This is a genomic window from Streptomyces sp. NPDC005955, assembly GCF_042871255.1.
In the GTDB taxonomy this organism is placed as follows: Bacteria; Actinomycetota; Actinomycetes; order Streptomycetales; family Streptomycetaceae; genus Streptomyces.
The window spans coordinates 174,796-196,120 of the sequence record NZ_JBIAIF010000008.1; the positions used below are offsets into that span (position 1 = coordinate 174,796).

The 21,325-nt window shown below is 73.3% G+C and carries 15 protein-coding genes; 2 read left to right on the plus strand and 13 right to left on the minus strand.

What is annotated here, in order from left to right:
- Positions 1-332 precede the first annotated feature (332 nt).
- Together ACFYOU_RS21035 and ACFYOU_RS21040 are read right to left on the minus strand one after the other, a co-directional pair.
- On the minus strand, positions 333-1,181 hold the full coding sequence (locus ACFYOU_RS21035) for an IclR family transcriptional regulator C-terminal domain-containing protein (RefSeq protein WP_391307469.1): 849 nt from the start codon (positions 1,179-1,181) through the stop codon (positions 333-335).
- Between the two features lie 168 nt (positions 1,182-1,349).
- Entirely contained in the window at positions 1,350-1,991 is a 642-nt protein-coding gene (locus ACFYOU_RS21040) for a TetR/AcrR family transcriptional regulator (protein ID WP_389763459.1), read from the minus strand.
- A 93-nt stretch (positions 1,992-2,084) separates the two neighbouring features.
- On the opposite strand from ACFYOU_RS21040, the gene ACFYOU_RS21045 reads away from it, so the two are divergent.
- Positions 2,085-3,059: a zinc-binding dehydrogenase gene (locus ACFYOU_RS21045; RefSeq protein ID WP_391307470.1), complete on the plus strand. Its 975-nt coding sequence runs from the start codon at positions 2,085-2,087 to the stop codon at positions 3,057-3,059.
- A gap of 46 nt (positions 3,060-3,105) precedes the next feature.
- On the opposite strand, the gene ACFYOU_RS21050 is transcribed toward ACFYOU_RS21045, so the two are convergent.
- Together ACFYOU_RS21050 and ACFYOU_RS21055 are read right to left on the minus strand one after the other, a co-directional pair.
- On the minus strand, positions 3,106-4,374 hold the full coding sequence (locus ACFYOU_RS21050; protein ID WP_391307471.1) for a molybdopterin-dependent oxidoreductase: 1,269 nt from the start codon (positions 4,372-4,374) through the stop codon (positions 3,106-3,108).
- A gap of 312 nt (positions 4,375-4,686) precedes the next feature.
- Positions 4,687-5,460: a methyltransferase domain-containing protein gene (locus ACFYOU_RS21055; protein WP_391307473.1), complete on the minus strand. Its 774-nt coding sequence runs from the start codon at positions 5,458-5,460 to the stop codon at positions 4,687-4,689.
- A gap of 387 nt (positions 5,461-5,847) precedes the next feature.
- On the opposite strand from ACFYOU_RS21055, the gene ACFYOU_RS21060 reads away from it, so the two are divergent.
- Positions 5,848-6,555 (plus strand): L,D-transpeptidase family protein, encoded by a 708-nt coding sequence (locus ACFYOU_RS21060; protein WP_391307475.1) that lies wholly within the window; start codon positions 5,848-5,850, stop codon positions 6,553-6,555.
- 86 nt (positions 6,556-6,641) lie between these two features.
- Here ACFYOU_RS21060 and ACFYOU_RS21065 read toward each other — a convergent pair whose 3' ends face one another.
- The 9 genes from ACFYOU_RS21065 to ACFYOU_RS21105 all read right to left on the minus strand — a co-directional run bounded on the left by ACFYOU_RS21065 (position 6,642) and on the right by ACFYOU_RS21105 (position 21,306).
- Positions 6,642-10,397 (minus strand): DUF11 domain-containing protein, encoded by a 3,756-nt coding sequence (locus ACFYOU_RS21065; RefSeq protein ID WP_391307476.1) that lies wholly within the window; start codon positions 10,395-10,397, stop codon positions 6,642-6,644.
- Between the two features lie 240 nt (positions 10,398-10,637).
- A complete protein-coding gene (locus ACFYOU_RS21070; protein WP_391307478.1) occupies positions 10,638-12,296 on the minus strand; it encodes an SWIM zinc finger family protein in 1,659 nt (552 codons plus the stop codon).
- Entirely contained in the window at positions 12,293-15,274 is a 2,982-nt protein-coding gene (locus ACFYOU_RS21075) for an SNF2-related protein (protein WP_391307480.1), read from the minus strand. The genes ACFYOU_RS21070 and ACFYOU_RS21075 overlap by 4 nt, the downstream gene beginning before the upstream one ends.
- A gap of 105 nt (positions 15,275-15,379) precedes the next feature.
- On the minus strand, positions 15,380-15,955 hold the full coding sequence (locus ACFYOU_RS21080; RefSeq protein ID WP_389763477.1) for a sugar kinase: 576 nt from the start codon (positions 15,953-15,955) through the stop codon (positions 15,380-15,382).
- A 2-nt stretch (positions 15,956-15,957) separates the two neighbouring features.
- A complete protein-coding gene (locus ACFYOU_RS21085) occupies positions 15,958-17,100 on the minus strand; it encodes an ROK family glucokinase (protein WP_385490781.1) in 1,143 nt (380 codons plus the stop codon).
- A gap of 131 nt (positions 17,101-17,231) precedes the next feature.
- Positions 17,232-18,116, minus strand: coding sequence for an ATP-binding cassette domain-containing protein (locus tag ACFYOU_RS21090; RefSeq protein ID WP_391307482.1), 885 nt, complete (start codon positions 18,114-18,116; stop codon positions 17,232-17,234).
- A complete protein-coding gene (locus tag ACFYOU_RS21095) occupies positions 18,113-19,171 on the minus strand; it encodes an ABC transporter permease (RefSeq protein WP_389763483.1) in 1,059 nt (352 codons plus the stop codon). The genes ACFYOU_RS21090 and ACFYOU_RS21095 overlap by 4 nt, the downstream gene beginning before the upstream one ends.
- Positions 19,168-20,181 (minus strand): substrate-binding domain-containing protein, encoded by a 1,014-nt coding sequence (locus ACFYOU_RS21100; protein ID WP_391307485.1) that lies wholly within the window; start codon positions 20,179-20,181, stop codon positions 19,168-19,170. The genes ACFYOU_RS21095 and ACFYOU_RS21100 overlap by 4 nt, the downstream gene beginning before the upstream one ends.
- Positions 20,182-20,541: 360 nt before the next feature.
- Entirely contained in the window at positions 20,542-21,306 is a 765-nt protein-coding gene (locus tag ACFYOU_RS21105; protein WP_391307486.1) for a UTRA domain-containing protein, read from the minus strand.
- Positions 21,307-21,325 lie beyond the last annotated feature (19 nt).

Sequence of the window (21,325 nt, forward strand, 5' to 3'; positions counted from 1 at the left end):
CGCCCGAGGACCCGGGGTACGGAGGGACCCGGGCCACGGGCCCGGGAGGGAACTACACGGGGGGATCCGGCCGCCCCCAGAACGGCCACCGATGATCTGGGACAGTGGACCAGATCTCGTTCGGCACAACGTACCGACGGCTTCAAGCCAGGTCAATGGGGTGTGCACAGGCGAAAAACGAACAGTTCGGCCACAGGCCGCACGAAGGACGTGACGAGCGCGCAGGACACGACGGGCACGAAGAAGCCGCACCGAGTGCTCGGTGCGGCTGGTTCACAGGAACGGCGCGGGGGCGGGGCGACGGCGGTCCGGCGGGACCGACCCCCGGGGGGCTAGGCGGGCAGGCGCCACCGGTCGGCGATCTGCGCGGCGGCCGACCGCAGCGCCGGGACCAGGTCCGTCATCCGCTCGTCGCTGAGCCGCGCCTCGGGCCCGTAGATGCTCAGCGCGGCGGTGATGCTCCCCTGGGTGCCGATGGGGACGGCGACTCCGCAACCACCGGTGATCCACTCCCCCCGGCTCACCGCGTAGCCGCGCCGCCGGGCGTCGGCGATGCGCTCGACGACGTCCCGGGAGTCGACCGGCGGGCCGCCGTCACCCGACTCGCGGGCGCGCACCAGCCGTTCCAGCTCCGCCTCGGGCACCATCGCGAGCAGCACCCGGCCGGTGGCCCCGGAGAACAGGGAGTAGGGCCGCCCGACGCCGGTGATCAAGCGCAGCGGTTGCGCGCTCTCCGCCTCGAAGACGGTCACGCGTCGACCGTCGACCACGGTGGACACGCACGCCGTCTCCCCGGTGACCGCGGCGATCCGGGTGGTGGCCTCCGCCGCCGCGCCCACCAGGTCGCTGTTCGCGGCGTGCTTCCAGGCGAGGGTGAGCGCGGCCGGGCCGATGACGTACTTGCGGGAGTGCTCCTCCAGGACCGCCAGCCCCACGCGCTCCAGGGAGACGAGGATGCGCTGCGTCGAACTCTTGCTGATGGCCAGGTCGCGGCTCAATTCGCGCACTCCGCGCGGCCGGTCGGCCTCGGCGATCGCCTTGAGGACGGCCAGGGCGTGGTCCACGATCTGCACCGTGGCGCCACCGGCCGGGGCGACGGGCTCGTCCGCGGCGGAGGCGGGCCCGCTCGCACGACCCGACGGGGCCGACTCCGCAGGCTCCGCCCCGTACTCGGTCGCCATGGCGGCCGGTCCTCTCCCTGTGCCCGACGGAAGCCCGTTCCGGGCCCTTGCGCGGAGGGGTCTCCGCCGTCGGTCAGTGCTGGATGACGTGATCGTTCGCGATTATCACACAGGGGCCACACGGAGTCACCCTCTCCGTGGGCCGTACGAGTGAGTCGGCCCGACGGGTCACCAGCGCTCGGTGAGCAGGTCCGGGCCCGGCGGCCGACCCGGCAGCGGGGGGTGCCCCGCCCGCAGTCCGTCCAGGGCGATCGCGAGGGTGCGCCGACGGGCGCTGACGGCCGCTTCGAGGAGGTCCGCCCGCTCCTGCTGCTCGAACTGCTCGACCAGGGAGGACTTCCCGAGCTGTTCGATGAGCAGCGCGACGTCCACCGCGGTGGCGTCGGCCCGCAACACCCCGGCCTCATGGGCACGCGCCACCAGGGCCAGCATCAGCTCCTCGGACCGGGTGAACCGCTCCGCCATCTCGTCGGTGACGGAGATGGTGCCGGCCAGCGACCCGAGCGCGCCGCCGCTGAACTCGACGGCGGCGCTCACGTAGTGGACGAGCCCGGCCCAGGGGTCCTCGTGTTCCAGCCCGTGTTCCGCGGCTTCGATCCACTGACCGAGCGAGAGCGTGCACAGGTGCTGGAACAGCTCCTCCTTGGTGCGGTAGCGCCGGTACAGGCTGGCGATCCCCACCCCGGCGCGGGCCGCGATCGTCGCCACGGAGGCATGGGCGCCGTCCGCCGCGAGGACCTTCTTGGCCGCCTCCAGCAGCGCACGGTCGTTGCGTTCGGCTTCTGCGTACCGGGGAGCTCGTCGGGCCATGGCCTCACCCTAACGGCTTGCGAAGCGAATCACTCCGTTATACGTTTCCAAACGAAGTGAAGTTATCCGTTTGGATGGGTCTGGAGGGTCGCCGTGCTGGCCGTGGTGATGCAGGAGTTCGGAGCGCCGCAGGTCCTGGAGGCGCGCCGGGTCGCGGAGCCGGAGCCGGGACCCGGTCAGGTACGCGTCGACGTGGCCTACGCCAGCGTCACGTTCGTCGAGACCCAGGTGCGTTCCGGCACCGGTCCCTTCGGTCGGCCGCCGCTGCCCCGGGTGCCGGGCAACGGCGTGGGCGGACGCGTCACCGCCCTCGGCCCGGGGGTGGACCCCGCCCTGCGGGGCGCCACCGTCGTCACCACGACCGGCGGCACCGGAGGGTACGCCGAACGCGCCCTGGCCCGGGCCGACGACGTGGTGCCGGTCCCCCCGGGCCTCGATCTGCGCGATGCGGTCGCGCTCCTCGCGGACGGCCGGACGGCGCTGCTGCTCCACCGCCAGGCGGCCGTCGAGCCGGGCGAGAAGGTCCTGGTGGAGGCCGCCGCGGGCGGTGTCGGCAGTCTCCTGGTGCAGTTGGCGGTGCATGCCGGGGCGCGCGTGGTGGGTGCGGCGCGCGGCGACCGGAAGGCCGAGCTCATCGCCTCGCTCGGCGCCCGTCCCGTCGACTACTCCGAGGACGGCTGGCTCGACCGGGTCCGGGAGGCGGCCGGCGGCCCCGTCGACCTCGTCTTCGACGGGGTGGGCGGCACGATCGGCACCCAGGCGACCGACACGCTGCGCCCCGGTGGCCGGATCAGCCGGTACGGCATGGCGAGCGGCGCGGACGCCGCACCCGACGAGGCGGCCCTCGCCGCCCGGGGCGTCCGGGCCCTCGTACTGACTGCGGCTCCGACGCCCGCCGAGACCCGTGCGCTGATCGGCGACGCCCTGCGGCTCGCGGTGCACGGCACCATGCGGCCCGTGATCGGCCAGACCTTCCCCCTCGCCTCGGCGGCAGCAGCGCACGCGGCCATCGAGGCCCGGGCCACCATGGGCAAGACCCTGCTCGTCGTCGGGGACGTCGACCGGTGAGGGGGCGGGCGCCCCCTTGCGGTGCGCCCGCCGGCGGGGAGGTCGGTCAGGTCACCGTGACCGGGTGGCGGACCACCGCGTCGAACAGATAACCCTGGGTGTTGTGCGCGGTGCTGAGCGGCTGGGTGCGGCCGGTGGTGTCGGTGGCGCGGGCCAGCAACACGGCGGGCCCGGGCACCGCGGGACGCCAGTCGGCGTGCCAGCGGACCCATCCGGCGCGCCGGGGCGGGTCGAGGAGCCGCGCGGATCGCCAGTGGTGGCCTCCGTCGACGCTGGTCTCGACCCGGACGACCCCACCGGCGCCGGACCAGGAACGGCCCGTCACCCGGTGCCGCTCCCCCGCCGGGAGACTGGCGTTCCAGGGCAGTTCGATGGCCGTCTTGAGGGTCTGCCGGGTGAGCGGCGGGCTGCCCTCGGCCGGGTGGGTGGGGCCCCAGAGCCGGTAGAAGGCGGTGTTCCAGGGCGAGTAGAGCGGCTCGGCGGAGACCTCGACGTCACCGACCCACTTGACGGAGGCGATGCCGACCCACGAGGGAACGACGACGCGCACCGGGCTGCCGTGGTCGGGCGGGAGGGCTTCGCCGTTCATCTCGTACGCGAGGACGACGTCGTCCAGGGCCTTGGCGACGGGCAACGGGCGGCGCACCCGCCCCAGGGACGCCCCGTCGGGCGTGACGTACTCGGCGTCGAGGCCCCGGGGCATCACGTCCACGGCGTCGCGTCGGATTCCGGCCCGGCGCAGCACGTCCGCCAGCCGTACCCCGCGCCACCGGGCGGCACCGATCGCGCCCAACGTCCAGGCGGTGCCGGAGACGGACTGCCCCTGCTGGCTCGCGAACAGGCTGCGCCCGTTGCCCGCGCACTCGACGACCGCGCTGCGGGTGACGGTGGGCAGGGCCCGTAGGTCGTCCAGCCCGAAGACGGCAGGGTCACCGCGCAGTCCGCTGCCCCACACGGTCAGGGTCCAGTCGGCCGGGTCGAGCGCGGGGGTGCTGGTGTGGTTGCGGACGAAGAACCGCTCGTTGGGGGTGTGGTAGCCGGTGCCCGCCAGTGCGTCGAACTTCGTCTCGGCGTTGGTGCCGCGCACGGTGAACCACTCGGGCGGCAGCGGCTTGCGGATGCCGGCGGCGGCGTGCGCCGGGGCCGCGGCACCCGGCAGGGCGCTCTGGAGTGCGGTGGGCAGGGCGCTCAGGGCGGCACTGGCGCCGAGCAGTCGGAACAGGTCCCGACGGGCGACGCCGTCGGCGCGGGCCCGACCGTCGAGCCACTGGCGCAGTCGGAGCTGGTCGTAGCGGTGTTCGGGGGTGACGGGCACGGCGGTTCCCTCACGGTCGGAACGGAGCGGGACGGGCGGCGACGGAGCGGCGCGCGGACCGACGGGTGCACGGCGGTGACCCGGTCGGGCGGATGCGGGCAGCGCGCGGAATCGGCCTGGGGCTCGGGGTCGGCGTGGGGCTCGGGTCAACAACAGCCGTGCGCGGGGCGGGCGCAGCGGGCCGGGTCCGAGTGTCCGTGGCGACGGGCCATGACGGTGATGGTACGACGGTGAGCCGGGACGCACCGGGACTTCACCGAACCGGGCGGAACCGTTCCGTCGGGAGCGGACCCGCCCGGTGGGGGGCCGCGGTCAGGCCCGGCGGGCGACGACGACCATGCGGTCGTGGTCGGCGCGCAGCGGCCCGCCGTCCTCGCCGTGTCCGCTGACGTCGGTGAACCCGGCGGCGTGGAGCCAGTCCCGCAGTTCGGGGAAGGCGAACAGTCGTACGTGGAAGGAGAACGTGCGGGCCCGACCGTCGCGCACCACGGTCCGTTCCGCGTGCAGACGGGAGGTGAGCGGATCGAGGTGGTGCCGGTCCGCGAACAGGTCTCCGTCGTCGTGGACGGCGACCCGGGCGGGCCGGTGTCCGCGCAGGGCGGAGGTGAGGTTGTTCAGGTCCAGGATCACCCGGCCGCCCGGCCGCAGCGCCCGGGCGACGCCCCGCAGCACCGCGCGGTTGGTGTCGTCGTCGAAGTACCCGTACGCGGTGAACCAGTTGACGACCGCGTCGAACTCCCCGTCCCACGGCAGGTCGCGCATGTCACCCTGCCGGTAGTCGACGTGGACGCCCCGTGCGGACGCGTCGGCGCGGGCCCGGGTGAGGAAGGCCGGCGAGGAGTCGGTTCCGGTGACGGCGTGGCCCCGGGCCGCGAGGCGGCTGGCGATGCGGCCGTGCCCGCACGCCAGGTCGAGGACCCGGGCGCCGGGGCGGAGTTCCAGAAGTCGCACGATGAGGTCCGCGTCGGCTTCGCTGCGGTCGTCACCGACCTGACGTTCGTGGTCCGCCGGGATTCCGGGCCCGGCGTAGAAGTGCAGGTAGTCCTCGTCGTACAGGGCGGCGGCATCGAAGTCTTGGTCGGCCATGCGACGACGGTAGGCGGACGACCGCCCACGGATCGACTGCATTTTCCGCGTACGCGCCCGGCCGACCTCCGCTTCAACTGCCTTTCCGTCCAGCGAGGTTCGCCCTCCCCGACGGGTATGGGGGCATTCGTCCGCCGAGCCCTGTACGGACCCGGCGTCGCCCGCATGGCGTAACGGCAGGTGCGTGGCCGGCGGGGGGCACGGAGGCTGGGGAAGGCGTCGGGCCCGCTGCGGGCCCCGACGCACAGTCGCTGGACCGTACGTCGGGGCCCGAGGAGAGGACCTGTGCCGATGTCCCAGCACCACCTGCGTAGGCGGCGTCCACGGCGTGGTCCGGGGTGGCGCGGGCGGTCCCCCGCCGGTCCCGCCGACGGGCGCGCAGGCGCGGTGGCGACCGCGTGCGGCGTCCTGTCCGTGGTGTCGGTGCTGTCCGCGCTGGCCCTGCTCGCCGGTCCGGCCTCCGCCGCGCCGCGACCGGTGGGGCGGACGCCCGACCCCTCGCTCCGGCTCGCCGAGTGCGACCTGCGCACCGGCCCGTACCAGGAGGAGGCCGAGGAACACCTCGGTCTCCCCCGCGACGGTCTCCAGTCGGCCGCCGACTGCGCCGGGATCCAACGCTTCCAGTTCGGCAACGGCATGGAGACGGCGAACGGCTTCGCCGGGGTGGAGACGTGGCGGATGATCCAGTTCGAGCGGGCCGCCGCGGACCGGTCGAGCCTGAAGGGCTGTGCGCCGGAGAAGGGGGTGGTGGTGTGCGTCGACCTCACCCGCCAGATCCTCTGGGTCACGAACGGCGGGCGAGTGGTCTACGGTCCGGTGCCGGCGCGATCGGGCGTGCGCGGGTACGCGACGCGGACCGGGCGGTTCGCGATCTACGAGCGGGTCGAGGAGGAGTGGTCCGACCTGTACGACTCGCCGATGCCGTTCAGTCAGTACTTCAGCGGCGGGCAGGCCCTGCACGGGAGTTACCGCGACATCTGGGAGGAGCCCGGGTCCCAGGGTTGCGTGAACCTGCGCTACGCGGACGCCCAACGGCTGTGGCGGTCCCTGAGGATCGGGGACACCGTACGGATCTGGGGTGCGCGCGGCAGCTGAGCCCAGCATCCGGGCAGCGTGCACCGCGGACACGAACGGCTCCCCCCGGCGCGATGCCGGGGGGAGCCGTTCTCGTGGGCGAGCGGTCAGGCCGCGCGCTTGTCCTTGTCCTTGACGGTGACCGTGCCGTGCGTCGTGCAGCGCGGATCGGTGCTGTCCGCCGGGCAGTTGCTGCCCGGCGTCGGGGACACGACCGTGTTGTCCAGCTTCAGGTCGCCGAACGGACGGTCGTGGATAGTGACCGAGAACGTGATGGTCGCGGTCTCGTCCGGGGCGAGCTGACCCTCCCAGCTCAGAACGGGTTCGTCGTAGGTGACGGTTCCCGTGGAGGCGGTGGCGTCGCCGTCGTAGTCGGCGTCGTCGAGCAGATCACTGAGGTCGTCCGTGAAGGACGCCTCGGTGGTCGAGCCTCCGGTGTTCTTGACGGTGATGGTGTAGGACACCGTGTCACCGGGGCGGACGGTGGCGGGGCCGTTCTGCTTCTTGACGACCTCCACCGCGCCGACCGTGGTCGTGGTGGTGCTGGTGTTGTTGCCCGGGTCGGGGTCGTCCTCCTTGCCCGTCACCCTGGCGGTGTTGGTAATGCTCGTGGCGCCCGAAGCGACCGTCCCGGTCACCTCGATCGTCACACTGTCACCGTTGGCCAGAGCACCGCCGGTGCAGGTCAACACCCCACCACCGATGCCACAACCCGGAGTATCCGTGGTGACACCCGTCAACCCCGCCGGAATCGAGTCGGTCAACGTCCAACCCGTCGAATCCTGCGGACCGTTGTTCGTCACCGTGATCGAATACGTCAACTGACCACCGGCGGTCACCGTGGCCGGGCCGGTCTTCGCCACCGCGAGATCCACCTCAGGAGCGACCACGTCCGTCGTCTTCGTGCTGGTGTTGTTGCCCGGATCCGGGTCATCCTCCTTGCCCGTCACCTTCGCGGTGTTGGTGATGCCCGTGGCATCCGAAGCAACCGTCCCGGTCACCTCGATCGTCACACTGTCACCACTCGCCAGAGCACCGCCCGTGCAGGTCAACACCCCACCACCGATGCCACAACCCGGAGTATCCGTAGTGACACCCGTCAACCCCGCCGGAATCGAGTCGGTCAACGTCCAACCCGTCGAATCCTGCGGACCGTTGTTCGTCACCGTGATCGAATACGTCAACTGACCACCCGGAGCAACAGAATCCGGACCGGTCTTCGCCACCGCGAGATCCACCTCAGGAGCGACCACGTCCGTCGTCTTCGTGCTGGTGTTGTTGCCCGGATCCGGGTCGTCCTCCTTGCCCGTCACCTTCGCGGTGTTGGTGATGCCCGTGGCATCCGAAGCAACCGTCCCGGTCACCTCGATCGTCACACTGTCACCACTCGCCAGAGCACCGCCCGTGCAGGTCAACACCCCACCACCGATGCCACAACCCGGAGTATCCGTAGTGACACCCGTCAACCCCGCCGGAATCGTGTCCGTCAACGTCCAACCCGTCGAATCCTGCGGACCGTTGTTCGTCACCGTGATCGAATACGTCAACTGACCACCCGGAGCAACAGAATCCGGACCGGTCTTCGCCACCGCGAGATCCACCTCAGGAGCGACCACGTCCGTCGTGGTCGTGCTGGTGTTGTTGTTCGGGTCCGGGTCGTCCTCCTTGCCCGTGACCCTCGCCGTGTTCGTCACCGACGTGGCACCCTCGACAGCCGTTCCGGTCACTTCGATCGTGACGCTGTCGCCATCTGCCAGGGCGTCACCCGTGCAGGTCAGCACCCCGTCGCCGATGCCGCACCCCGGAGTGTCCGTGGTGACGTTCGTCAGTCCCGCCGGGATCGTGTCGGTCAGCGTCCAGCCGGTCGAATCCTGCGGACCGTTGTTGGTGACCGTGATCGTGTAGGAGACCTGGCCTCCGGGTGCGATCGTGGCCGGGCCCGTCTTCACCACGGACAGGTCCACCTCGGGCGGAGCCACGAACGGGACCGTCACGGTGTTGCTGTCGGCGCTCACCGTCTCCCCGCCCTCGGCCGTGCCGGTGGCGACGGAGCTGTCCTGCACCTCACCCGCCTGGACGTCGGCCGCTGTGGTGGTGTAGCTGGCGGTGCAACTGATGGTGGCTCCGGGCGCGATGTCCGTGGTCGGACAGGTGACCGGCGGATCGCCCGGGCCCACGTCCACCACGGTGACACCGGACAGCGGGACCCGGCCGTTGTTGGTGACGGTGAAGGTGTAGTGGAGGGTCTGGCCCGCCGCGCTGAACTGGCTCTCCTCGGCGGCCTTGGTCACCGTCAGCGAACGCAGCGGAATGACGACCTGGTTGCTCGCGCCCGTCAGTTCCGTACCCGACGGGTTGGTGCCGGTGATCGTCGCCGTGTTGGTGATCGTGCCGTTGTTGGCGTCGTCCTGGGTCGCGGTGTACGTCGCCGTGCAGTCGAACGAGGCGCCTGCCGCGAGGGTGGTCGAGGGACAGCTGACGGTCGGCGTTCCCGGTCCGTCGTCCGTGACCGCGATGTTGCTGAGGGTCTGGTCGGAGTTGTTGGTGACCGTGTAGGTGTAGTGGACCGTCTGGCCGGGCGTGAACGTGGACTCGGTCGCCGCCTTGGTGATCGAGGGGGCGCCGGGCACCGTGACGGTCAGGGTCGCCGGGTCGGGCGGGTTGACCCCCGTCGGCGTCAGGTCGGAGGGCTGGTTGACGTAGGTGCCCGGGGTGTTGGAGGTGACGTCCACGGTGATGGTGCAGGACGCCGCCCCCGTGGCGAGGGAACCGTTGGTCAGGGCGATCGTGCTGCCGCCGGCGGTCGCGGCGACGGTGCCGGCACCACAGGTGGTGGCCGCGTTGGGCGTGGCGGCGACCGTCACCCCGGCCGGCAGGGTGTCGCTGAAGCCGAAGCCGTCCTTCGCCGCCAGCTCGGTGGTGTTGGTCACCGTGAAGGTCGCCGTGGAGGTGCTGCCCTGGGTGATCGAGGCGGGCACGAACGCCTTGTCGAGCTGCGGGGTGACGTCCAGGACCTTGATGGTGTCGTAGGCGTGGTCGTTGCCGAGGCCGCTGCCGTTCGCGTTGGTCATCTTGATGCCGAGGGACGCCCCGCTGAACAGGACCGAAGCGTCACTGGGGAAGGAGCCGGCCTCGATGGGTCGCGGACCGACGTTGTACGTCTGGGCCCGCGGGTCCGTGCAGGGGTTGATCGCCTGCGTCGACGCCGGGATGTCCGGTCCCGCCCCGGTCAGGAAGAACTGGAGTTGCGGGCCGGACACGTTGCAGTTGACCGCCGCCACGTCCACCGAGAAGGTGATGTACCGGTTGGTCGTCGGCAACGAGATCGGGTTGACGGTCTGGAACTCGACCCGGTTCGCCCCCGGGTTGGCACCGTCCGTGTACGCCGACACCGCGTGGTTCGAGGACGGGGTCGCCGCGCCGTTCACCCGTCCGAGGGTGTTGGCCATGAACTTGAGCTCCGCCATCGCGGTGCTGCTTTCGCTCTGGCACGCCGGCTGGTTGGCCCCGGACTGGTTGAGGATGATGCCGTTGCAGTGCGCGGCGTCGATCCACTGGGAGGCCGCGGTGTACTTCGCGTTGACGGGCGGGGCGCCCGTGTAGGCGGGCAGCAGGATCGGGGTCTGCCCGGTGCCGTTCTCGAAGTCCTCCGAGTAGACGACGGTCGGCGGCTGCGGCAGCCCCGGCGAACCGGGGACCGTCCGCGGAGCGGCCGCGGGGGCCGCCTCCTCGTTCGTCGTGGCCGGACGTTCCGCCGAGGGGGCGGCGGCCACGACGGCCTGCTGGCTGCCCAGGATCGCGGTGGTGGAGACGGCGGCGGCCAGCAGCCGCAGACGCCGTCTACCGGGACGGGATCTTCGCATTGCTTCGGACACTCCGTTCGGTCGGGAAGTTCCCCCCGGTCAGCGCAGTGAACCTCCCCCACCGGACCCGGTCCTCAGACGTGATGGGACCCGGTGTCACCCTGTGGACCGACGCCTGACACCGGATGGCCCAGCGGGCGTGGTGCGGGAGCCGCCGCGCGCGCGAAGGCGGCGAAGCCCGCCCCGCCGGGGTCGGGCCGACACGACCGGGAACGGATCGGGAACGGGGAGCGCGCGCAGCTACCCGGTGCCGACCAGACCGGCGAGCGCACCGACGGGGTCGGGCGCCGCGTTGCCGCGGGGCCACCAGTCGTCGTGGCCCGGCTCCGATTCGTAGGCGTACCAGAGGCCGCCCTGCCCCAGCCGGAGTTGGAGGTGACCGCGGGGGTGCGTGAGGTGGTTGCGGGCCGGACGGAAGGCGGGCAGGCCGGCGGCGAGGAGGGCGGGGCGGGCCCGGTCGAAACGGCCGGCCGGCGGGTCCCAGGGCTCTTCGAGGACGGTGAGCGCCGCCGGGCCGCCCTGTCGCCAGGCGGCGACCGCGCGGCCGAGTTCCGTGGGGGTCCGGCCGGTCGCGGCGGCCAGCGAGGCGTACAGGGTGCGGGTCGTGGCGGTGAGGCCGGAGCCGGGCCGGGCGGCGGCGACCCGTACCGCGTCCTGCCACAGGGTCAGCCCGGCGACCGGATCGCGGCCGGTGGTCAGCAGGGCGTGGGCGCGGGCGGCGGCGTCCGTCGCCAACTGGTCCAGCGCGAAGGGGTCGGGGCCGTCCGCGGCGGCGGGGTGGGCCGGCGGCTGTTCGGGGTGCGCGGGGACCGGCAGCGGCGGCGGCAGCGCGGGCAGGGTGCGCGGGGCGAGCGCGGTACGGGCGCGGACCCCGGGGAAGGGGGCCGGGCCGGTGTCGTCACGGGCGCTGCGGGCGGCGCTGCGTCGGGACAGCTCGGACAGCAGGTCGTCCTCGGCCCGGCCGCGCAGGTGCAGGAGGACGAACGGGTCCGCGTCCAGGAGTCGGGCCGTCTCGTAGCAGAGGGCGGCGGCGTGCTTGCAGGGGCTGCCGGAGTCGGGGCAGCCGCACGAGGGGTCGAGGTCGCCGGGGCCGGGCAGCAGGTCGGCGCACTCGGCGAGGGAGTGCGGCATGTCCTTGTCGAGCAGCGCGGCGAGGTGGCCGGGGTGCTCGACCGCCGCGTCGAGGAAGGCGTCCCACTGCTCGTCGGTGAGGGTGCGCAGCCGCAGTTGGGTGCGGTAGGGCCGCGGACGGCTGCCGTGCACGTAGGCGAGGATCCGTCCCGGTGCCACGCTGACCGCGCCCACGCGGCCGGTGGCGGCGTACTCCCGGCCGCGCCGTAGTCGGCCCGCGTCGAGGCCGCCCTCCTCCAGTGCGCGGACCCAGGCGCCGCCCCACCAGGTGGCGGCGATCGGAACGTCCGCCGGCGGGTCGGCGGGAGCGGGGTCGGCGGGCACCGGAGCGGAGAGGGCCGGGGGTGACGGGGTCGGGGTGGGCGGGGGCGGAGTGGCCGGGGTCGGGGTGGGCTTCGGGGTCGGCTTCGGCGCGTCGCCGGCGGTGCCTTCGGCCGCGTCCGCGGAGGTCGCTTCGGGCGGGCCGCCGGCCGGGGAGTCCTCGCTGCGCTCGACGGCGCGGCGGGCCCGGGCCGTGCGCAGCGCCCGCCGGGCGACGTCACCCGGGCGGTCGGTGGCGTGGGGGGCCACCGGGGTGGGGGGCGCGGGTTCCCCGGTCGGTGCGGTGGGCGCGCCGGTCGGTGCGGTCGGCGGGGCGGTGGGGCGGGACCGGCGGGCCGCGTGGAGCGCCCGGCGGGCCGCCTCGGAGGGGCGCGGGAGGTCGGCCGCACGTTCGTGTTCGGGTTCGGTCGCCGGATCGGCGGCCCGGATCCTCGTCGTCTCGGTCATGCGGGCCTCCTGAGCGAGACCAGGTCGGTCAGCTCCCGGTCGGTCAGCTCGGTGAGTTGGGTCAGGGGGGTCCCGCCGGAGCCCAGCACGGCATCGGCGAGGGCGCGCTTGGCCACCAGCAGGTCGGCGATGCGGTCCTCGACGGTGCCCTCCGCGATCAGGCGGTGCACCTGGACGGGCTGGGTCTGGCCGATGCGGTAGGCGCGGTCCGTGGCCTGTTCCTCGACGGCCGGGTTCCACCAGCGGTCGAAGTGGACCACGTGACCGGCCCGGGTGAGGTTCAGGCCCGTGCCGGCGGCCTTCAGGGAGAGCACCAGGACGGGGGTCGCGCCCGCTTGGAACCGGTCGACGAGGCGTTCCCGCTCGGGCACGGGCGTGCCGCCGTGCAGCAGTTCGACGGGTACCGCGCGGTCGGTGAGGTGGGCGCCGATGAGTCGGGCCATCGTCGCGTACTGGGTGAAGACCAGCGCGGAGCCCTCCTCCGCGAGGACGGTGTCCAGCAACTCGTCCAGCAGGGTCAGCTTGCCGGAGCGTCCGGCGAGGCGGGGGTGCGGGGTGCGCGCGGCGGGGGTGGGGAGCTGCTCCTTGAGGTACAGGGCCGGGTGGTCGCAGACCTGCTTCAGCGAGGTGAGCAGGCTGAGGACCAGTCCGCGCCGGGCGATGCCCTCCGAGGCCGTGATGGCCGCCAGGGACTCCCGGACGACGGCCTCGTACAGTGCGGCCTGTTCGCGGGTGAGCGGGACGGGGTGGTCCGTCTCGGTCTTCGGCGGGAGTTCGGGGACGATGCCGGGGTCGGACTTCCGGCGGCGCAGCAGGAAGGGGCGGACCAGTCGGGCGAGCCGTTCGACCGCCTCGGTGTCCCCCGGTTCGGCGACGGCGGGGGCAACGGTGGTGCCGTCGGGGGCGCGGGCGGTGCGTAGCGCGTGCATCGCGACCGTCGCGCTGGTGGCGTTCTCCACCGTGCGGGCGTGGCGGGCGCGGAAGGACTTCAGCGGGCCCAGCAGTCCGGGGGTCGTCCAGTCGAGGAGGGCCCAGAGCTCGGAGAGGTTGTTCTCGACGGGGGTGCCGGTCAGCGCGACGCGCGCGGGGGCGGGGATGGTGCGCAGGGCCTTGGCGGTGGCGGAGTACGGGTTCTTGACGTGCTGCGCCTCGTCGGCGACGACCATGCCCCAGGGGCGCTCGGCGAGTTGGGCGGCGGTGGAGCGCATGGTGCCGTACGTGGTGAGGACGAAGCCGCCGGTGAGGGTGTCCGGCTCGTCGAGGCTGCGGGCGCTGCCGTGGAAGCGGCGGACCGGCACGCCAGGGGCGAAGCGGGCGATCTCCCGCTGCCAGTTGCCGAGCAGGGAGGCCGGGCAGATGACCAGGGTGGGTTCGGGGCGGTCCCGCCGCAGGTGCAGGGCGATCAGGGTGACCGTCTTGCCGAGGCCCATGTCGTCGGCGAGGCAGCCGCCGAGGCCGAGGGAGGTCATGAGGTCCAGCCAGGCCAGGCCCTCGCGCTGGTAGTCGCGCAGGCGGGCGCGCAGACCGGGGGGCGGCTCGACGGGGGGCACGCCTTCGGCGAGCCGGTCGCGGAGCGCGGCGAGGGCGCCGACGGGCACGGCGGGCACCTCCTCGCCGTCCACCTCGGCGGTGCCGGTGAGGGCGACGGCGAGCGCGTCGATCGGGTCGAGGAGGCCCAGCTCGCGTTTGCGGGCCTTGCGGACGAGCGCCGGGTCGACGACGACCCACTGGTCCCGCAGCCGGACCACCGGGCGGTGGGCCTCGGCGAGGGCGTCCATCTCGGCTTCGCTGAGCGGATCGCCGCCGAGGGCGAGCTGCCAGCGGAACTGGAGGAGCTGTTCGCTGTCGAAGAGGGGCGTGCCGTCCGTGGCCGAGCCGGGGGCGGGGCGGATGACGGCGCTGGCGGTGAGGTCCTGGGCGAGGTCGCGCGGCCAGTGCACGGCGACGCCGGCGGCGGCGAGGCGCTGGGCGGCCACGCCGAGGAGGTCCGTCAGCTCGTCCTCAGAGAGGGCGAGGACGGCGGGGACCTCCTGGTCGCCGAGCCGGTCCAGTGGCGGCCAGATCCGGGCCGCACGGCGTACCGCGAGGGCCGCGTCGACCCGGGCCCGGGGGCCGAACGCCTCGTCGGCGCCGCCCGCCCACAGCGTCGCCGCGTCCACCACCAGGGTGGGGTCGGCGAGGCTGTGCACCTGCACGACGGCGGCGCCCGCGCGACGCCCGGCGGCCGGGTCCTGCGGCCTTCCGGAACCATCGGCACCGTGAGCGCCGCTGGCGCCGGCGTCCGAGTCGAAGACGGTGAACGGGGAGAGGTCGAGGCGCAGCGAGATGCGCACGCCCGCGTCGGCACCGGCGGCGACCTCGGCGGCCCAGTCCCGCGCCCGGGGCAGGTGCTGGGGCTCCCGGGCGGCGTAGGGCGCGCCGACGGCGTGCGGGGCGGCGGGCGTGCGCGGGAGGGTGTCGGCCACGGCGTCGAGGAACGCCCGGACCAGGTCTTCGGGTCGGGGCAGTTCCAGCGGGGTGCGGCCGGGCAGCGGGGTGGCGTAGCCCTCGGGGGGCAGGGCCGCGGCGATGGCCCGCAGATGGGCGAGGTCGTCGGCCTCCAGGGGGCCGGCCCGCCAGGCGTCGTGGGCGTCCGGGGTGAGCCCGGGCAGGATCCGGCCGCGGGCGACCAGGCGCAGGGCGAGGAGCGCGGCGGCGCCCCAGCAGGCCGTGGCGGCGTGGGCGCCGGCCTCGCCCCGGGCGTGGACGAGCAGCGGCAGGGCGTCGGTGAGGGGGAGCAGCCGGGCAGGGACGGTGGCGCTGCGGACGCCGCGGCCGTGGGGGCGCACCACGGTCAGCTCGCCGGGCTCGCCGGGCTGCTCGGCGGAGGCCGGCTGTCCGGGGACGAGGAGCTGTCCCGTCGGGTCCCAGAACGCCAGTCGGCCTTCGCGCGGGGGCTGGGCCGGCAGGAACACCGCAGCCAGTCGTGACGTGCGCATCCTGGGCTCCACCTCCTCGTTCGTCGCACCGACCGGTCGTCTTCGACTGTACGGGCGGGGTGTGACAACCGACCGGGGCCGACGCGGCGGCGGCCGGTGGCGGGGTCAGGGGGTGGACGAGGCGACCACGTACACCATGGGGTGGTCGGGGTCGGCGCGGTTCACGACGATGTCGTGGGAGGGGCGCGGGTCCTCCTGGTCGCGGTCCAGGCCCAGCCACGGGCCCTCCCCGGAGAAGTCCCAGCCGACGATGCCGCGGTCCCGGGCGCTGATCGGGAGTTCGTCCGCGTGCAGCGCGTCGACGCTGTACCCGAGCTCCGTCAGGAACCGGTCGAGGCCCTCGTTGCTGGTGAGGAACTGCACGTAGAGCCGGCTGGTCTTCCAGTTGTTGGTCTCGTAGTGGGCCACGTCCGCGGAGTAGGGCGGGACGGGCACCTCGTACAGGCGGCGCTGCACCTTCGAGGGCCAGCCCTCGGTGAGGCCGGTCGCCGCGTACTTGGCGGCCTTGTCCCGACCGCTGTCGCGGCTCTGGTTGGCGGAGATCACCAGGTATCCGGCGGGGACGCCGATGAGCAGCAGGATGGTCAGCAGGGTCAGGGCCCGGCGGCGCACCACCCAGGGGCCTCGCCCGGGGCGTGGTTCCCGGTCGGGTGGCGGGAGCTGGCGCGGCACGGTCGGCATGGTCAGGTTCCCTGGGCGGCGCGGCGGGCCTGCGCGTACCGCTCGTAGCGTTCCTGGCGCTCGACCCGGCGGCGGTTGGCGCGCCGGAAGCGCCGGGCGACCAGTCGGGCGAGGTCGGCGGCGCCGACCATGCCGGCCTCGGGGCCGAGCTGGGCGCGGGCGATGCGGGCCTCGGGCCGGTAGCCGCGGCCGGTGAGGTGGCGGCTGAACGCCTTGCGGGCGGGGCCGATGAGCAGGTCGTCGGCGGCGCTGACGCCGCCGCCGATGACGAAGCAGGACGGGTCGAGGGCGGCGGCGAGGTTGGCGATGCCGACGCCGAGCCACTGGCCGATGTCCTGGAGGAGTTCGACGCACATCGGGTCGCCCTCGCGGGCCAGCTCGGTGATCAGGGGCCCGGTGATGTCGAGGACGTTGCCCTGGACGCGGTCGATGATGGTGTGGGCGACCGGGGACTCGGCGGTGGCCAGTTCACGGGCCTCGCGCACCAGGGCGTTGCCGGAGCTGTACTGCTCCCAGCAGCCCCGGTTGCCGCAGGCGCAGCGGTGTCCGCCGGGGACGACCTGCATATGGCCGAACTCGCCGGCCACGCCGTACTTGCCCCGCTTGACCTGGCCGTCCTCCAGGATGGCGCCGCCGATGCCGGTGCCGAGGGTGATCATGACGAGGTGGTCCTCGCCGCGGCCGGCGCCGAACCGCCACTCGGCCCAGGCGGCCGTGTTGGCGTCGTTGTCGACCATCACGGGGACCGCGAGGCGTTCGGAGATCCGGTCGCGCAGGGGCTCGTTGCGCCAGGAGAGGTGGGGGGCGAAGAGGACCCGGTTGCGGTCGGCGTCGACCCAGCCCGCGGCGCCGATGCCCACGGCGTGCACGTCGTGCCGGTCGGAGAGGTCGAGGACCAGTTCGACGATGGTGTCCTCGACCACCTTGGGGCTCTTGGACTTGTCGGGGGTCTCGGTGCGGACCTTCTCCAGGATGGTGCCGTCGGCGTCCACGACGCCCGCCATGACCTTGGTCCCGCCGATGTCGATGCCGACGGTCGGTACGCGGGGCGCGGTCAGCAGGGAGCGGCGCTCCCGGGTGCCGACGGTCCGCAGGACGGTGGCCCGCGCGGTGCCGCGGTGCGCGAGGTCGCGGTAAGTGCTCATCAGGCCGATTCTGCCTCACGGGCGCCCCGCGGTGCACACGTCGCCGGTGGGGCGGGTGACGTCGGGGCGCGGTCGGGACGGTGGGCCGGGGCGGCCCCCACCCGGGGGTGGGGGCGGCGGGGCGGCTGCCGTCAGTGGGTGGGGTGACCACCCAGGTGGGTGGGGGCGGGGGCGCGCTCCAGCTCGTGGCGGAGGTCGTCGAGCTCGCTGCCGCCGGCCATCTGCCGGGTGAGGGCGTCCAGGCTGATCGCGTCCCGGGTGTGGCTGCCGGCCATGGCGCCGCGCTTCAGCAGCACGAAGCGGTCACCGACGAGGTAGGCGTGGTGGGGGTTGTGGGTGATCAGGACCACGCCCAGTCCGGCGTCCCGGGCGGCGGCCACGTACTTGAGGACGACGCCGGACTGCTTGACGCCGAGGGCGGCGGTCGGTTCGTCGAGGACGAGGACCTTGGCCCCGAAGTACACGGCCCGGGCGATGGCGACGCACTGGCGTTCGCCGCCGGAGAGGGTGCCGATGGGCTGGTCGACGTCCCGCAGGTCGATGCCCATGCGCAACAGTTCGGCGTGGGCGGTTCGGCGCATCAGGTCGACGTCGAGCCGCCGGAAGGGGCCGGCGCCCCGGGTGGGCTCGGAGCCGAGGAAGAAGTTGCGCCAGACGGGCATCAGCGGGACGACGGCGAGGTCCTGGTAGACGGTGGCGATGCCCAGGTCCAGGGCCTGCCGCGGGGAGGAGAGGCGGCGCTCGTCGCCGGCGATCCGGAGGGTTCCCGCGTCGTGCTGGTGCAGCCCCGCGATGATCTTGATCAGGGTGGACTTGCCGGCTCCGTTGTCGCCCAGGACGCAGGTGATCTCACCGGCGTGCACCTCCAGGGTGACGCTTTCGAGGGCGCGCACGTTGCCGTAGTACTTGCTGACCCCGTCCAGCTGGACCAGCGGTGCGGTGCCGTCGCCGGGACGCTCCGCCGGGCCGTCCGTCCCCGGGGCGGCGCCGTCGGCGCCGGGGGTGGTGTCCGTCATGTCGAGGCCTCCGCGCGCTTGCGGACCCAGGCGTTCAGCAGGGTCGCCAGGAGGAGCATCGCTCCCAGGAAGAACTTGAACCAGTCGGGGTTCCATTCGGCGAAGACGATGCCCTTGCTGGTCATGCCGAAGATGAGGGCGCCCACCGCCGAGCCGATCGCCGAACCGTAGCCGCCGGTGATCAGGCAGCCGCCGATGACGGCCGCGATGATGTAGATGAGTTCGTTGCCGACGCCCTCGCCCGACTGGACGGAGTCGAACGAGAACAGCAGGTGCTGTCCGGCGATCCAGGCGCCGAAGGCGACGCCCATGTAGAGGCCGATCTTCGTCCGGGTGACCGGGACCCCCACCGCGCGGGCGGCGTCCTTGCCGCCGCCGACCGCGAAGATCCAGTTGCCCGCGCGGGTGCGCAGCAGGATCCAGGTGGCGACGGCGACGAGGGCGAACCACCACAGGATGGTGATCTTGAAGTTGACCCCGCCGACGGTGAGGGTCGAGGCGAACACGCTCCGGGCGGAGGCGAAGCCCTCCATGTCGGCGATGGACTTGGTGGAGACGGTGCCGCTGATCAGCTTGGTGAAGCCGAGGTTCAGTCCGGTCAGCATCAGGAAGGTGCCGAGCGTGATGATGAAACTGGGGAGTCCGGTACGGGTCAACAAGACCCCGTTGAACACGCCGATCCCCAGGGTGACCAGCAGGGACACGCCGACGCCGACCCAGACGTTGGCGGTCATCTGGTAGCTGAACATCGAGGACACGAGTGCGGAGCTGGTGACCAGGACACCGGCCGACAGGTCGAACTCGCCGCCGATCATCAGCAGCGCCACGGGCACCGCCATGATGCCGATCACGGACGCCGCGTACAGGACGGTGCTGAGGCTGGAGGCGCGCAGGAAGCTGTCGGCGGCGACCGCGAAGAAGAGGAACACCGCGACCGCGCCGACGACGGAACCCAGCTCGGGGCGGCCGAGCAGCCTGCGCAGCGGCGAGGTCCGCAACAGGCGCTCGTCGGCCCCGGTGCCGCCCGGGGCGGGCGCCGGAGCGGTGGCGGTCATCGGGTCCCCCGCTTCGTGTACTCCTCCAGCTCGGCGGCCTGGTCCTTGGTGACGATCTGCGGGCCGGTGAGGACGGGACCGCCGCCGCCGAGCACGTCGGCGTTGTACTTGTACAGCCACAGCAGGTCGACGGCCTCGTAGCCCTGGAGGTAGGGCTGCTGGTCGACGGCGAACCCCAAGGAGCCGTCCTTGAGTCCCGCGGCCACCGACCCGTTCAGGTCGAAGGTGTCGATCTCGGCCTTGCTGCCCGCGTCCTGCTTGGCCTTGACTGCGGTGGCGGCGAAGGGCGCGCCGAGGGTGACGACCGCGTCGAGGCCCCGGTCGGCCTGGAGCTTGGAGACGATCGACGCCTGGACGTCGGGCATGTTGGTGCCGTCGACGTACAGGTTCTCCATCTTCCCGTCGAACGTCTTCGCGGCGCCGGCGCAGCGCTGTTCGTGGCCCACGTTGCCCTGTTCGTGCAGGACGCAGACGGCCGTCTCGTGGCCGCGTTCGTTCAGCTCGGTGCCGACCGCTTCGCCGGCCACGGTCTCGTCCTGGCCGACGTGGGTGAGGGCGCCGAACTCCTTGGACTCGACGGAGCCGGAGTTGATCGTGATCACCGGGATGCCGGCCTTGCGGGCGCGTTCCACGGCGGCCTTCATGGCGGCGGGCTTGGCGAGGGTGACGATCAGCCCGTCGACCTGCTTGTCGACCGCGGCGTCGACGAGCTGGGCCTGCTGCTGGGCCTCGTCGTGGTGCGAGTACAGGAACTTGATGTTGTCCTTGGCCGCGGCTTCCTCGGCGCCCTTCTGCACGATGTCCCAGAAGGTGTCGCCGTCGCCCGAGTGGGTCACCATCGCGAAGGTCCAGCGCGGGGTGGTGACGGCGGCCTTCCCCCGGGCGGCGGCGGCCTCGCGGGCGTCCTCGGCGCGCTTGCCGCCGGTGCTGGAGCACCCCGCGAGCGCTACGGCCAGCGTCACCACCAGCGCGGCTGTCGCCACCCGTACCCCTGTCCGTACCCTTGCCACGAACCCGTGCCCTTCTTGCCGTGCTCCCCGGTGCGCCGGTACCGGCGGACCGGACCCGGGGGTCGATTTTGCGACCCGGAACGCTCCAGTATCGGCCACGGAACCGGTGCGGGTGTGCATCGGGTGCCGTCCGCGGCCCGCTCGCCCGTCTCCGGTGCCTGCTCTGCGCATGCGGGGACCACCTCTCCTCCCGGCCGCGCGATTGCGGCTGGGGGAGTTCTAGCGGCGGGCCCGGGGGGCGTCAATGGATGTGTCAGAACATTCTGACGCGGCCGGGCCCGACCCCCGTCGGCCGCCGAACGGCCCGCCCGGGCGTTGCGCCGGACGGGTGCGCGGGGGCGTCCGGCGCGGAGCGGGGCCTCAGGGGCGGACGAGCAGGTGGAACTCGAACGAGTAGCGGGACGCGCGGTAGGTGTGCGCCCCGTGCTCCACGGCGCGCCCGGTGTCGTCGAAGGTGGTGCGGCCCATGGTGAGCAGGGGCGCGCCTTCGGGTTCCGCCAACAGCTCCGCCTCCCCTGCGGTGGCGGCCCGGGCGCCCACCGACTGGCGGGCGCTGTGGAGGGTGATCCCGGCGGCCCGCAGCATCCGGTACAGCCCGGTGGACTCCAACCGTGCCGTCTCCAGGGCGAGCAGCCCGGCCGGGAGGTGGTTGCACAGGTACGCCAGGGGCGCGCCGTGGGCCAGTCGGAGCCGTTCGATGCGGTGCACCTCGGCCCCCTCGGCGACCCCGAGCGCGACGGCGACCTCCGCGGTCGCCGGGACGAGACCGTTGACGGTGACCCGGGTGGCGGGCCGCTGGCCGGCCGCCGCCAGGTCGTCGTACAGGCTGCTCAGCTCCAGCGGCCGCTTGACCTGGCTGTGGACCACCTGGGTGCCGACGCCCCGGCGGCGCACCAGGAGCCCCTTGTCGACCAGCGACTGGATCGCCTGGCGGACGGTGGGACGGGACAGACCGAGGCGTCCCGCGAGTTCTATCTCGTTGCCCAGCAGACTGCCCGGGGTGAGCGTCCCGCGTTCGATCGCCGCTTCGAGTTGCTGGGCCAGCTGGAAGTACAGCGGGACCGGGCTGCTCCGGTCCACACCGAGGTGGAGCGTCACGGGCGGTTCGGCTGCTGGTCTGGACACGGTTGGCGAGCGTAGCCGT